At 61.0% G+C, this 13,439-nt stretch carries 14 protein-coding genes; 6 read left to right on the top strand and 8 right to left on the bottom strand.

Features of this window, described 5'->3' with window-relative positions:
- Window positions 1-13: 13 nt before the first annotated feature.
- Together EHW12_RS28040 and EHW12_RS28035 are read left to right on the top strand one after the other, a co-directional pair.
- The gene (locus EHW12_RS28040) at window positions 14-358 is read left to right on the top strand and encodes a metalloregulator ArsR/SmtB family transcription factor (protein WP_063315505.1); all 345 of its coding nucleotides are present in this window, start codon (window positions 14-16) and stop codon (window positions 356-358) included.
- Window positions 358-1,029: a cation transporter gene (locus EHW12_RS28035; protein ID WP_238704792.1), complete on the top strand. Its 672-nt coding sequence runs from the start codon at window positions 358-360 to the stop codon at window positions 1,027-1,029. The genes EHW12_RS28040 and EHW12_RS28035 overlap by 1 nt, the downstream gene beginning before the upstream one ends.
- Before the next feature lie 54 nt (window positions 1,030-1,083).
- Here EHW12_RS28035 and EHW12_RS28030 read toward each other — a convergent pair whose 3' ends face one another.
- Entirely contained in the window at window positions 1,084-1,557 is a 474-nt protein-coding gene (locus EHW12_RS28030) for an SRPBCC family protein (protein WP_051649717.1), read from the bottom strand.
- A 145-nt stretch (window positions 1,558-1,702) separates the two neighbouring features.
- Between EHW12_RS28030 and EHW12_RS28025 the strand changes: the two genes are divergently transcribed.
- Entirely contained in the window at window positions 1,703-2,119 is a 417-nt protein-coding gene (locus tag EHW12_RS28025; protein WP_003943077.1) for a hypothetical protein, read from the top strand.
- Between the two features lie 95 nt (window positions 2,120-2,214).
- On the opposite strand, the gene EHW12_RS28020 is transcribed toward EHW12_RS28025, so the two are convergent.
- Window positions 2,215-2,427 (bottom strand): hypothetical protein, encoded by a 213-nt coding sequence (locus EHW12_RS28020; protein ID WP_003943015.1) that lies wholly within the window; start codon window positions 2,425-2,427, stop codon window positions 2,215-2,217.
- 258 nt (window positions 2,428-2,685) lie between these two features.
- Between EHW12_RS28020 and EHW12_RS28015 the strand changes: the two genes are divergently transcribed.
- Genes EHW12_RS28015 through EHW12_RS28005 form a run of 3 tightly spaced genes read left to right on the top strand, consistent with a single transcriptional unit; the run spans window position 2,686 to window position 5,771 of the window.
- Window positions 2,686-3,345 carry a GAP family protein gene (locus tag EHW12_RS28015; protein WP_007730384.1) on the top strand — a complete coding sequence of 220 codons (660 nt, stop codon included), beginning with the start codon at window positions 2,686-2,688 and terminating at the stop codon, window positions 3,343-3,345.
- A gap of 15 nt (window positions 3,346-3,360) precedes the next feature.
- Window positions 3,361-4,074: a GAP family protein gene (locus EHW12_RS28010; protein ID WP_058226844.1), complete on the top strand. Its 714-nt coding sequence runs from the start codon at window positions 3,361-3,363 to the stop codon at window positions 4,072-4,074.
- Window positions 4,071-5,771 carry a SulP family inorganic anion transporter gene (locus EHW12_RS28005; protein ID WP_003942854.1) on the top strand — a complete coding sequence of 567 codons (1,701 nt, stop codon included), beginning with the start codon at window positions 4,071-4,073 and terminating at the stop codon, window positions 5,769-5,771. The genes EHW12_RS28010 and EHW12_RS28005 overlap by 4 nt, the downstream gene beginning before the upstream one ends.
- Here EHW12_RS28005 and EHW12_RS35500 read toward each other — a convergent pair.
- The 6 genes from EHW12_RS35500 to EHW12_RS27980 form a co-directional block, all read right to left on the bottom strand.
- Window positions 5,763-5,927, bottom strand: coding sequence for a hypothetical protein (locus EHW12_RS35500; RefSeq protein WP_241199063.1), 165 nt, complete (start codon window positions 5,925-5,927; stop codon window positions 5,763-5,765). The two genes, EHW12_RS28005 and EHW12_RS35500, sit on opposite strands and share 9 nt — an antisense overlap.
- On the bottom strand, window positions 5,924-6,583 hold the full coding sequence (locus tag EHW12_RS28000) for a hypothetical protein (protein ID WP_241199062.1): 660 nt from the start codon (window positions 6,581-6,583) through the stop codon (window positions 5,924-5,926). Before EHW12_RS28000 ends, EHW12_RS35500 begins: the two co-directional genes overlap by 4 nt.
- Before the next feature lie 14 nt (window positions 6,584-6,597).
- Window positions 6,598-9,297: a LuxR C-terminal-related transcriptional regulator gene (locus tag EHW12_RS27995; protein WP_083056301.1), complete on the bottom strand. Its 2,700-nt coding sequence runs from the start codon at window positions 9,295-9,297 to the stop codon at window positions 6,598-6,600.
- Window positions 9,298-9,472: 175 nt separating this feature from the next.
- Entirely contained in the window at window positions 9,473-10,435 is a 963-nt protein-coding gene (locus tag EHW12_RS27990; protein ID WP_125052277.1) for an asparaginase, read from the bottom strand.
- Between the two features lie 15 nt (window positions 10,436-10,450).
- The gene (locus EHW12_RS27985) at window positions 10,451-11,896 is read right to left on the bottom strand and encodes an amino acid permease (protein WP_030536152.1); all 1,446 of its coding nucleotides are present in this window, start codon (window positions 11,894-11,896) and stop codon (window positions 10,451-10,453) included.
- Window positions 11,893-13,335, bottom strand: coding sequence for an aspartate ammonia-lyase (locus EHW12_RS27980; RefSeq protein ID WP_125052275.1), 1,443 nt, complete (start codon window positions 13,333-13,335; stop codon window positions 11,893-11,895). The genes EHW12_RS27985 and EHW12_RS27980 overlap by 4 nt, the downstream gene beginning before the upstream one ends.
- Window positions 13,336-13,439: the final 104 nt, after the last annotated feature.

Below are 13,439 nucleotides of genomic sequence, written 5' to 3'. Positions count from 1 at the left end.
TACTGTCGCACGTATGGATATCGCGGGCGTAGATGTGGTGACCAACGTGGCGGTGCTTGCGAGGTTCGGGCATGCACTGTCCGACGAGACTCGGACACGGATACTGCTCGAACTGAAGACCGCGCCCCGGTATCCGTCCGACCTCGCTGAAACACTGGCTGTGACCAGGCAGAAGCTGTCCAATCATCTGGCTTGCCTGCGCGGTTGCGGCTTGGTGGTGGCCGTCCCGGAAGGGCGCCGGACCAGATACGAACTCGCCGATGTACATATCGGTCGGGCCCTCGACGACCTGCTCGGGGTCGTACTCGCGGTGGATCCGTCGTACTGCCCGGACAGCGAATCAGAGGGGTGCTGCTGATGGTTGCGCCCGTTGACGGTGTCGGGCTCTCGACTGACCGGCGTGCGCTCTTGTCGAGAAGAATTCGCATCTTCGTGGCGATCACGATCAGCTACAACGTCGTCGAAGCGATCATCGCGCTGGCGGAGGGCACACGGGTGTCGTCCGCAGCACTGTTCGGTTTCGGCCTCGATTCGGTGATCGAAGTGTCCTCGGCGGCAGCTGTTGCCTGGCAGTTCTCGGCGCCGGATCCGACGAGCCGTGAGAAGGCGGCACTGCGAGTGATCGCATTCTCGTTCTTCGGGCTCGCTGCGTATGTCTCGTTCGACGCGATTCGGTCGCTGTTCGGTCTGGGGGAAGCTCGGCACACGAGCGTCGGAATACTCTTGGCTGCGGTGAGTTTGGCGATCATGCCGGCTCTGTCCTATGCGCAACGCCGAGCCGGTCGGGAGTTGGGTTCGCTGTCGGCGGTCGCGGATTCGAAGCAGACGCTGCTCTGCACTTACCTCTCTGCTGTCTTGTTGGTCGGTTTGCTGCTCAACTCGCTGCTCGGCTGGTCGTGGGCGGATCCGATTGCGGCACTGGTCATCGCCGTCATCGCGGTGAAAGAAGGCATCAACGCGTGGAAGGGTGATCCGTGCTGCCCGGTTGTGGCTGTGCCCGAGAGCGGTGACGAGTGCGACTGCTGCTGAGTGAACACAGGTTTTGTCGAGTGAGCACTCGCTGCGGTGCGTCAGAGCGGGTGTTCACTCGATGAAAGGCGTGCCGACTTCTGCGCGGCCCTTGATGTGCGCGGCGCGTTGCTCGAGAAGGCGCCGCAGATACGGGCCGACAGCCAACCTCAGTGCCAGGTGTCCGAGCACTCCGAAGGGGGCCGTAACCGTGAAGCGGTCATGCATCCGCGTCCACCCACCCGGCTGAACGTCGAAGACGTGCTCGTGCCGCATTGCGGCAAACGGGCCGCGGACCTGCTCGTCTGTGAACGAGTACGGACGGTTGTACTGCGTGATCCGGCTTGTCATCGAGAATCTCCACCCGAGATGCCGAGCAGTGAACGACACCTCGTCGCCCTCTCCCAGCGTCGATCTACCCGTACTCGTGACTGCCACCTCATCTGTTGCGCGGAGCGAGGCCGAGTGTTCGTCCATGTCGAGTTCGAGATCGAAGATCACCGCCGGTGGAGCATAGATATCGGTGATCACGACTACGGTGTGTTGCACAGTGCCAGTCTGCCAACATTGGTTTGCGATCCCGGCAAACGGGTACGGGTCGGTGACCTGCGGTTCATCCGCGACGGGTGATGTTTTCGCCTTCCAGCCCCTCGAGACTGAGTAAGGGAAGTGCATTCTGTCGAAAGGAACGCTGATGACTGCTCCACCGCGGGAACCCGCGAATCACCCTGTCCGGCAGGGTTTCGCGGTAGGTACGACGTTTGCAGCAGCAATTCTGCTGCTCACCGCAGGCATTGTCGCTCTGCTTCAGGGCATCGCGGCCGTTGCTGACAACAATCTGTTTGTCGTGGGTATCAACTACACGTACAAGTTCGACATCACGACGTGGGGTTGGATCCACATCATCTTGGGCATCATCGGGATCGTGGTGGCCCTCGGCCTCTTCACCGGTGCAGTGTGGGCCAGGGCGGCGGCAATCGTCATTGCGTCGCTCTCGATCATCGCCAACTTCTTGTGGATGCCGTATTACCCACTGTGGTCGATCCTGGTCATCGCGCTCGATGTCGTTGTGATCTGGGCGGTCGCGACCTGGGACAGGGACAGAGTCTAGGCACCGAACAACCCGAGAGCAGTTGGTCCCGACCGAGTCGACTCGGTCGGGACCATCGCTCGTGCGTGGGACATTTCGACAGGGTGTGGCTCGGATCAGTCTGGGAGTCGACGCATTTCGGCGACGGTCAGGCCGAGGGAATCGAGACGGGCCATGATGCTCCGCATAGCCGTGTGGTCCGCGACGGGTCCGTACAAACTGGTGAACCCGCCGGCGGCACTGGCGACACTGAGTTCAGGAAATGCGGCCTTGACGCGGTCCGACACTTCGCCGTCGATGAGGAATTGATACCGAGTGGGAGCATTCATCAGTATCCGCTCCATTTCGTAGGGCCATGAGGTTCGAGAAGGCAGCGCTCCGAGCCTCGAAATCGCATGTCGTCAAGTGCAATCGGCGTCGCTGCCCGATCCAGGACTCCGCATCCGTGGGATCCAGTCTTACTCCCGTACGCGCTCGGGGCGTCATCCCCTACGGGTGAATGTCGTCGCGGGTCCGTTCATCCCTTTTGTGTGAGGCTCCGTAGAGTCGCCACCCCTAGTGTCGACCGGGAGAGAGAAGAGGTCGGCATGGGATCTGTCATCGGGGATCTGTTACCCCTCGCGGTCGGCGTTGCGGTATCGCCGATCCCGATCATCGCGGCAATCTTGATGTTGTTGTCCAAGCGTGCCGGCAGCACGAGCGTCGGGTTCGCGCTGGGCTGGATACTCGGAATCGTCGTCGCCACCGTGATCTTCGTGCTTCTGTCCAGCAAGCTCGGTGACTCCGAAGGTGATCCGTCAGCGACAGTGTCGTGGATCAAGCTGGCGTTGGGTGTATTGCTTCTTGCGTTCGGAGTCAAGCAATGGCGCGGACGCGGAGGCGAGCACGAAACCCCGAAGTGGATGCACGCCATCGATGACATGACCGCTGTCAAAGGCCTCGGCTTGGGCTTCGCTCTGGCTGCGATCAATCCGAAGAATCTGATGATGTGTATCGCGGCCGGAATCTCGATCGGATCCGCGTCATTGGGCTCCGGAGAAGTTGTTGTCGCCATTCTGGTTTTCACGATCATCGCGGCCTGCACAGTGTGCGTGCCCGTGATCGGCTACCTCGTTGCCGCGGAGCGACTGCGTGGTCCGCTGGCCAAGCTGAAGGTGTGGTTGCAGGAAAACAACGCCACGGTGATGAGTGTGTTGATCCTGGTTATCGGTGTTGTTCTCATCGGCAAGGGCATCGGCGGTCTCTGACAACTGGAGGTAGTTATGGGATCGCTGCTACTGCAACAGATCCCGCTGGCGCTCGGGATCATCATGAGCCCGCTGGCGGTTGTCGCCGTTGTGGCCGTACTGTTTTCCGAACGAGCGCGTATCAACAGCATTGCGTACCTGATCGGGTGGTATCTCGGAATAGTTGTCGCGCTGGCCGGTTCGTACGTCATCTTGACCGCACTCCAGGTTCATCAGCGCACACACCCTCCGCTGTGGGTGCCCATCATCCATCTCGTTCTCGGGGCAACTCTGCTGGCGGGTGCCTGGTTCGTCTACTCACGCAGTCGTCGCGGGGTTCAGGCGATGGCGGCTGCAGTTGTCCCTGGCGACGTTGTGGCTGCGGCCCCTCAGCTGCCGAAGATGCTGCAATCGGTTGAGCACTTCCAACCAATGCGATCCGGTGTGCTCGGTTTCGCGCTGTTCGTTCTCAACCCCATCGACATGTCGTGTGCCATCGCAGCAGCGATGAACCTTCGTCTCAGCACTGTGGCACCGACGTCGCAGATCGTCTCGGCCGTGATCTTCTCGCTGGTGTCCGTGACCTCGGTCGCGGTACCTGTTGCCCTCCTGCTGATCAAGAAGGACGAGGCAACCGAACCGCTGCTGAAGATCCGCACCTGGATAGCCACCAACACGCACTTGCTGAACGTCGGGCTCCTCGTCCTGATCGCGGCGATGCAGATCAGTAAAGGGGTGCAAGGACTATGAGTGCTCCGCACACGCGGACCTGGTGGGTCTTCGGATCGTTGTCCGACTATCAACGCGCTTGGCTTCGCCCCGACATCATTGCGGGCCTTACGGTGTGGGCTGTCCTTGTTCCGGAAGCGCTCGCGTACGCCACCATCGCCGGAGTTCCGCCGGTGGTCGGGCTTTATGCTGCGGTTCCGTCATTGATTCTGTACGCAGCAGCCGGCAGTTCGCGCCATCTGATCGTCGGGCCGATGTCGGCGACCGCAGCGTTGTCCGCGGCGATGATTGCGCCATTGGCTTCAGGAAACGACGGCCGATTCATCGCGCTGTCGGCGGCATTGGCGATCGTGACCGGGCTCGTCGGATTGCTCGCAGGATTCATGCGCCTCGGATTCATCGCGTCCTTCATCTCCGAGCCGGTTCTCAAGGGATTCATCGTCGGTCTGGCGCTCACGATCATCATCGGTCAAGTACCCAAACTCCTGGGCGTGGACAAGGGTGAGGGAAACTTCTTCGTCCAGACGTGGACAGTGGTGAAGGAACTGGGTGAGGTCGACCTACCGACCGTGATCATCGGATTGCTCAGCCTGGCAATGGTCCTGGGCGTCAAGCGATGGCTTCCGCTCGTACCGGGTTCGCTCCTCGTCGTGCTGCTGGGCATTACCGCAGTAGCGTTGTTCGGCCTCGACGATCGTGGCATCGACATTGTCGGACACATCGACTCGGGCCTGCCGTCGATGGGCCTGCCGAACGGTGTGGGAGCTGAGGACTACCTCGACCTGGTCGGACCGGCGGTCGGCGTTCTGCTCATCGGTTTCGCCGAAGGTCTTGGCGCTGCAAAGACATACGCGGCCAAGGCCGGCTACACCATCGACGCCAATCGTGAACTGGCAGGACTGGGTGCGGCCAATCTCGGATCGGGTCTCTGCTCGGGAATGGTGGTCAACGGCAGCCTGTCGAAGACCGCTGTCAACGGAGGAGCGGGCGCCAAATCTCAGGTCAGCGGACTGGTGGTCGCGGCACTGACGCTGGTGACACTGCTGTTTCTCACTGGCCTGTTCGAGAAGTTGCCAGAGGCGACGCTCTCGGCTGTGGTCATCGCAGCAGTGATCGAACTGGTCGATTTCTCCTCCCTCGCAGCGCTGTACCGGGTGTGGACGAAGAGGTTGGGCAGTATCTACGGGCACGCTGCCCGGGCCGATTTCGCGGCGGCGATCGCGGCGATGTTCGGGGTTCTCCTCTTCGACACGTTGCCCGGTCTGATCATCGGAATCGCCGTCTCGATGTTGCTGCTCCTGTATCGGGTCTCCAAACCGCACGTGGCCGCTCTGGCCAAGGACGGCACGCGCTGGGTCGACATCAGTGGGCATCCTGATCTGAAGACACTCGACGGCGTCGTAGTGGTCAGGGTCGAAGCGGGGATGTTCTTCGCCAATGCCGATCACGTGCGTGATCAGATCACCGGTCTGGTGACCGCCGGCACCACCATGGTCGTTCTCGACGCCGAGACGTCACCGTTCATCGACGTCAGCGCTGCGCAGATGTTGGCTCAGCTTCGAGATTCGTTGGCACGCAGAAATGTGAGCTTCCGAGTGGCACGCGACATCGGGCAGTTCCGCGACGTTCTGTCCGGTGCCGACCAGGGCGCGCTGAAGGTCGACGTCTATCCGACCGTCTCGCAAGCGCTTGCAGGTCGAGACAACACCTCAGCGTGATGTCCGTAGCCAGATTCCCAGGGGACCGGAATCTTTGGCCACTGATCCGACGATCGACGACGCGACAACCACGATGGCCGAGAAGATGAACAGCCAGCCGATGACGGTGAACATCACGCCCAGAAGACCGAACTCGTCCTGCGACGTCTTTGTCATTCGGGGAGGAAAAGAGTGCCGGCCACGTGCAGTCCGGTCAGGCCCGTCGCGGTGAGCAATCCTGACCCGACGCACATTCGAGTGGTCATGCGATTGGCCGTCAGCAGCATGGGCACGGCTGTCCACACGAGTGCCCACACGACGTAGACCGCTGTGAACTCCAGGACTCTGCCTACTCCCGGAACACCATTCAGTTCACGGCACAGGGCCGCACCGACCACCGACGCGGCCACGACGCACACTACCGCGAACCACCGCCACGCCTGACGGAGTGTCGCCGTCGGCACGCTCCAGATCCGTCCGTACATCCGGCCGAGAGCGCGAGCGTAGGACGTGGAACTGATCAGCAGCATGAGCAAGCCGACAATCCCGAACGCTGCCGCGGTAGAGGTACTGGTCAATACGGTGTCGGGGAGTTGGACGCCGAGGTCGTCTTTGGCGGCATCAGCCAACGGCTTCAGCTTCTCCAAGGTCGACGCTGCAATCATGACCGGGAGCAATGACGTAAAGGCCTGGGCCGCCAAAGTCATGGCGCTGTCCACGAGCCCGACTTCGAAGACCCCGATGGTTGCATCAGTCGCCAACCGTCGACTGGGTGTACGTCTCGCCCACACGGTCAATCGATCGCGCGTATCGGAATACAGCTTCGGGGGCATGGAAGCAGTCTTGCTCAGATGAGTCCGCCGCGTCGCGCAGCCTTGAGCGCGTCGCGTCGGTTGCTCACTTCCAACTTGCGATAGATCCCGCGAAGATGCGTCTTGATGGTGTTGACGGAAAGGAACAGCGTGTCGGCAATGGACTCGGTGGTGTCTCCGGAAGCCAGTTCACGGAGCACGGTGTATTCGCCTGGCGTGAGGATCGGTGCACTCACCAATTCTTGTGGGCGAATGCGGCTACGTACCTGTTCGGCAAATGCTTCCTGATCGCCGAAATGTCCACTGAACTCGTCGAACACCGGCCGCAGGGATGCGCCGTAGTCGAGGAAGGGGCGTAGCAGGCTACCGGCTTCCGCGGCGCGCAGCGCTTTGTGGAGGGAGCGAAACGACTTGCGCTCGTGACCTGTTGCAGCGTGGATCCCGGCTTCGAGTGTCCAGGCGTAGACGTGATGTGCGAGCAACGGGATTTCGGAGGACCCGAGAGCTTCGGAAACTTCGACGAGTGCTTCCGCGAACTTGTTGGACGAGAAGGCGACGGCACCCCGTGCGAGATGTATCTCCGACGTTTCTCCGAATTGATCGGCTGCGTCACGCACGAGTCTCGCTGCCCATTCCACCTCGCCGACGGAAAGGCATGCGTGGACGACGGGTGGTAGAAGAGCCAAGGTCGCGAACGCGAAGGTACGTAATTCGATCGCGCTGAGCATCGCGTCGCGGACATCGGCGGCGGTCGAGCGTCGGTCGGTCGAGCCGTCGAGACTGTGAAGGCCGAAGGTTACGACGGAGTGCCACCCGAACACCGGCGCGCTGGCGCCGAGAACGTCTGTGCTCCGGTAGTTTCCGATTGTCGGGATGCGGTACGGGAGTTCGCTCGAAGCGCAGAGATATGTGGCAAAGGCGGCCACCGACGCGGACAACTCGTACTCCGCAGTCGTCGTGATGCGATGTTCGACCGCGTAGTCGAGAGCGTAGACGGAGTGAGCCCTCATCGCCCCGATGTCTCCGCTGAGAGAAGCTACGTAGCCCAGTCCGGTCAGCGACTTCAAGACGAATCGCGCCCTGCCCCGTATTGTCCCGAGTGCGACGGCTTGAGTGTATTCGACAGTCGCCCTGTCGAACTCACGTCGCAGTAAGTGTGCCGTCGCCAATTCCATGTGTGCGTAGGCTTCGATGTCGGAGTGGGTGCTTTTCTGGCGCCGCTCCAGACGTGCCGCCAGCGGCTCGTTGTCGGAAGTCGCCGTAACGCAGGAGATTTCCAGGCTCATCGCCAGGAACAATGGATCTTCTGCAATCGGTGGATGAGTTGCCTCGAGAAGATCGAGGCACGTGGTCGCCGAGGTCACGTCACCGGAGTGGAGGGCGGCCGCCGCCAGCACCAGTCGGGTGATCGGGGATTCCGAGACCTGCGTCGACACCGATTCCAGGACTCGCACGACGTCCCCGCAGTGCCCGTCGAGTACGAGGCCCAGCCCGCAGCGTTCGAGAAACGCGAGAATGCGGTGTGGGTCTCCGATCGACACCTCGAGTTCGAGCGCCTCGAGTTCGAAGTGATTGCTTTCGAACCAGCTTGCTGCTCGCAGGTGTACGCGGTTTCTCTCGACGTGATCGACGCGACGGAACTCTGCCCGAAGGTGCTCGCGCAAGAGAGGGTGATAGCTGAACCACGTTGTGTGGTCGGCGGAATCGGTACGGGTCACGGGGAAGTTGAACTGAATCAGCGAGTCGATCTCGGATAGAGCGTTCGAGTCCGTCAGAGTTTCCGCCAGTTGGGCGGAGAAAGAATCGACCACCGATGTTCGCAACATGAACGAGGTGACATGTTCGGGCAAGGACGTCAGTACCTCGTCGACGAGAAAGTCGGCGATCGGGCGGGGTGTGTGCGTGAACTCGTTCAGTGCATCGCCGATGTCACTGCGGCCGGCCAGAAACGCGGCGGTCAGGCGAACGACGGCGCCCCACCCCTTGGTGAAGTTCTCGACGATTGCGAGTTCGTCGTCGCGCAGCGTGATGTCGTACTCGCCGAATATCGCGGTGATCTCGGAGCGATCGAAAGCGAGATCGGTGGATGCAAAGCGGGTGAGTCGGCCGTCGAGAGCCAGACGATGCCACGTGAGCGGTGGTTCGTAGCGGGCGGCAACGATAATCGACAGGTTGCCCGGGGTCTGTGTGAGTATCCGATCGAGGAGACCGATCGACATCGGATCGTGGAGGGTGTGAACGTCGTCGAGGATCAACGTTGTTCGGCGCTCGTGCGTTTCGAGGGTTTCCGCAAAGTGCGCGAGCCACTGCTCGACGGGCGGCCTGGATCCGGTCTGCACGGGGAGCCTCTGGCCGGCCGCATCGACGGAGGTCGCGATCGCCTCGGCGAGGGATTCACACAGTATCGACACGTTGTTGTCGCGCTCGGCCAACGTCAGCCAGGCCAACGCAACATCAGGGGAGGCTCGAGAATATTCGCGAGCCCAATCGGCCAGAAGTAGGGTCTTCCCCGCACCGGCCGGAGCCGAGAGCAACCCGACAGGCCCGGGGCCTGAGCCTTTGGTGGCAGTGGATGCGGTGAGTTTGCGGTGCAGGCGCGGACGCGCGACCAGTCCTTTCACGGCAGTTGGCGGGTGAAAACGACCGTTGAGTGCGGCGCCTGGCACGTGCGCTTGCCCGACGCGGTGAGACGCGTCGAGCGTTACTGCAGCGGCATCACGAAATGGGCTGCTCATCCGACTCCTGTTCGACTGGCTGCACTGGACGTGACCGCTGGATCGAAATTTTGAACGAGTTAGATGATGTGAAACTACCCAATTCGGACACCAAATAAGCGTCCAAGTCGAATATTCGGACCAAAGTCCCTGATTTAGCGGAGTGAATTTCGAACAATGAATGGTGTCGCCAGTTCTACCGCCCGAACGGCGGGGTGCGAGCAAACCTCGAATAGCGGTCGAATACCTTTTCCAGGCCCACGAGATCCGGATCTGACAACAAGGCTGCCAGAAGTACACGTGCCTGCCCGGCTCGAAGATCGGTGGAAAATACAGCGCCTGCGGCGATCAAGTCGTGCCCGCCACCACCGCCACCGTAAACCGGGGAGATTGGCCCCGAGGGCACCCGAGTTGTCACGGCTACCGGAATGTGAGCGCCTACGCAGTCTCGTACGGCCTCGACTATCGTCGGATTGGCATTTCCCGAACCGAGTCCGTCGAGAACAAGTCCCTGCGCCCCGGCGTGCACGCAGGCGTCGATCTGTACGCGGTCTGCCCCGGGATACACGGCGATGATGTCGACGCGGGTGTCCGAAATCGGATGCCACGGCAATGGTTCGGGAGTACGCAGCAGGAGCGGATCGATGTGCACGCGGCGGAAGGCATCGAGTGCCGTCGTATCGGACTTTCGCGTACCTGCGGCTGGATGGACCGAACCGCCGAAGGCGATGAGGACACCACGCCCGTGTGACGAGATGTCCAGTCCGGCTGAGATCGCCGCGGCGAGATTCGAACGAGCGTCGGATTCGGGATGGTCGAAAGTGCGCTGCGCGCCGGTGAAGACCACCGGGCGTTGGTCGTCGTGGTGCAGGTCCAACAAGAACGCAGTTTCCTCCATCGTGTCGGTGCCGTGAAGCACGACCACCGAGTCGAGTTCGGGATCTTTCAATTGATCGGCTACGGCGTCGCGAACACGATCCATGTCCGCGAAGGTCATGCTCGAGCTGTCCTTCGACATCACGTCGACGACTCGAAGCTCGATGTCGGTCTGCTCTGTGCCGACCAGATCTGCACCGGTGATTGCGGGCCGGCTGATTCCATGCGCATCCCGGGTGCTGGCGATGGTGCCACCGGTAGTGACAACTGCGACTTTCGACACTGTGGTCCTTTCACGTCAAGCTGCGGGGTGGTGGATGGCCAACTCGCGAATACGATTCCTGGCGGCGTACCAACCAATCATCAAGAGCGGTGCGATGATCGCGATGGATCCGACGGTCCACGTTCCAACAGGGTTGTCGAATGCCATCAACACGATAACGACCGCAAGAAAGACCAGTGTCGCGATCCCGGTGTACGGTGCGCCGAATATGCGGAAGGCAGGGCGAGTGACTTTGCCTTGTTTCGCAAGTTGCCAGAGCCTCAACTGGCACAGCACAATTACCGCCCATGCACTGATGATGCCCAGTGCCGCAAGATTGAGGACTATTTCGAAGGCTTGCGCTGGGACAACAGCATTGAGCCCGACGCCGAACAGGATGACCACGCCGGTGAGTGCGATTCCCCCGTACGGCACTCCGGCTTTGTTCATTCTGGCAGCGAAGGCAGGCGCCGAACCGGCCGTCGCCATCGAATGGAGTATTCGTCCGGTCGAATACAACCCGGCATTGAGGGAAGACAACGCCGCCGTGAGAACGACCAGATTCATGATCGCATCTGCGCCTTGGATGTTGATCGAACCGAAGAATGTGACGAATGGACTTTCACCGGCGTGGTATTCGGTGTACGGGAGCAACAGCGAGAGCAGCAGGACCGACCCCACGTAGAAGACGAGGATCCGAATGATCACTGTGTTGATCGCCTTGGGTATCACCTTCCGGGGATTTTCGGTCTCTCCAGCCGTGGTCCCCACGAGTTCAATTGAAGCGTAGGCGAACACGACGCCCTGAATCACCACGACTGCCGGCAGTATTCCGTTGGGGAACAGCCCACCGTTGTCGGCGATCAGGCTGAATCCGGAGGAATGCCCTTCGATGGGTGTGCCGAAGAGTACGAAATAGACACCGAACCCGAGGAATGCGGTCAAGGCCACGACCTTGATCAACGCGAACCAGAACTCCAACTCTCCGAAGACTTTTACGGACACGAGATTCAGTCCGAGAACCAGCAACACCGCGATCAGAGCGAACATCCACTGATCGATGTGTCCCAGTGGCGCCCAGTACTTTTTGAAGAAGTTCATGTACAACGCCACAGCCGTGACGTCGACCACGGCAGTCATTGCCCAGTTCATCCAGTACAACCAGCCCGCAGCGAAAGCCATCTTTTCGCCGAAGAATTCGCGTGCGTAGGAAACGAAGGATCCGGAAGTCGGTCGGTGCATCACCAGTTCGCCGAGCGCCCTCAGGATCAGGAACGCGAAGAATCCGCACAGCGCGTACACGAGAACCAAGGCCGGGCCCGCCTGTTGTAGTCGCCCTCCCGCCCCCATGAAAAGGCCGGTTCCGATCGCGCCACCGATCGCGATCATCTGAATTTGTCTGGGGCCGAGCGCCTTCTGATATCCGAGATCCTCCTCAGTGGCAACTTCGGCGCGGCCTGTCTCTTCCCGTTCGACGGTCATCGAACCTCCTCCGCAACAGCGGTGGCATGAGGCTTCTCCCCCGAAACGCGGAGATTGGCGAGATGTTCGGGGCTGAGCAACCGATCGAGTTCCTCGCGGTCGAGCAGGCCGGCTTCGATTACGAGATCGGCGACGCGACGCCCGGAAATCAACGCCTCCTGGGCGATCCGAGTGGACGCGGTATATCCGATGTAGGGGTTGAGCGCGGTGACGAGGCCGATGGAGTCTTCGACTCGGGCGCGCAGCAGTTCAGTGTTAGCCGTGATGCCGAGTACGCACCGGTCCGCCAAAATGCGGCAAGCCGCACCGAGGTGTCGCATTCCTTCGGACAGTGAGTGCACGATGATCGGCTCGAAAGCGTTGAGTTGGAGCTGACCGGATTCCGCAGCCATCGTGATCGTCACGTCGTTGCCGATGACTTCGTACGCGACCTGATTGAGGACTTCGGGAATGACAGGATTGACCTTGCCCGGCATGATCGACGAACCTGCCTGCACCGGTGGAAGATTGATCTCGTTCAATCCGGCTCGCGGGCCCGAAGAGAGCAGCCGGAGATCGTTGCACACCTTGGACAACTTCACAGCGACCCGCTTGAGGACGCCGGAGAGGTGGACGAACTGGCCCACGTCTTGGGTCGCTTCGACAAGATCCGTTGCCAACACCAGCGGCAGTCCGGTCAGTGCGCCCAGGTCGGAACAGGCCACCTCGGCGTAGCCGGCGGGTGCGTTGAGGCCAGTGCCGATAGCAGTCGCACCGAGGTTGATCTCGTGAACGAGAAGAGCGGCCTCAGCCAGACGCGCCCGATCCTCCTCGATCATGACCGCGTAGGTCCCGAACTCCTGACCCAGGGTCATCGGCACGGCGTCCTGCAGTTGGGTGCGTCCCATCTTCACTGTGTCGGCGAACTGAAGAGATTTGGTCGTGAATGCGTTCTGGAGTGTAAGAAGTGCATCCAGCAGGTCATCGATCGCGAAGATCGTCGAGATATTCACGGCCGTGGGGTAGACGTCGTTGGTCGATTGGCTCAGGTTCACGTGTTCATTGGGGTGAAGCCGTTCGTAGTCGCCGCGCTGGTGGCCGAGGATTTCCAACGCGCGATTGGCGATGACCTCGTTCGCATTCATGTTCGTCGACGTGCCGGCGCCACCCTGGATGACGTCCACCACGAACTGTTCGTGCCACCGCCCGTCCACGATCTCCTTGCATGCCTGTGAGATGGCCTCCGCGCGCGGGCGGTCGAGGATGCCCAGCTTTTCGTTTGCGCTGGCTGCGGCCCACTTGACGTAAGCGATGCCGCGGATCAGATGCGGGTTCGTGGCGATTGTTCGACCAGTGATCGGGAAGTTCTCCATTGCGCGCAAGGTGTGGATACCCCAGTACGAATCGGCTGGAACCTCGCGATCGCCGAGCAGATCGTGTTCTGTTCGCGTTTCGAGCACTTGATCAATTCCTCGTGTCTCTTCGCGCAAGCATCACTCTGCGCGGTGGGTGTATTTCGGGATCGCAGCGCTGACGGTCGAGTAGTAGTCCCGCCCAGCTATCG

This window comes from Rhodococcus sp. NJ-530 (assembly GCF_003860625.1).
Taxonomy (GTDB): domain Bacteria; phylum Actinomycetota; class Actinomycetes; order Mycobacteriales; family Mycobacteriaceae; genus Rhodococcus_F; species Rhodococcus_F qingshengii.
Note: the sequence above shows the minus strand (reverse complement) of the source record. Positions and strands in the feature narration are given on the sequence as shown.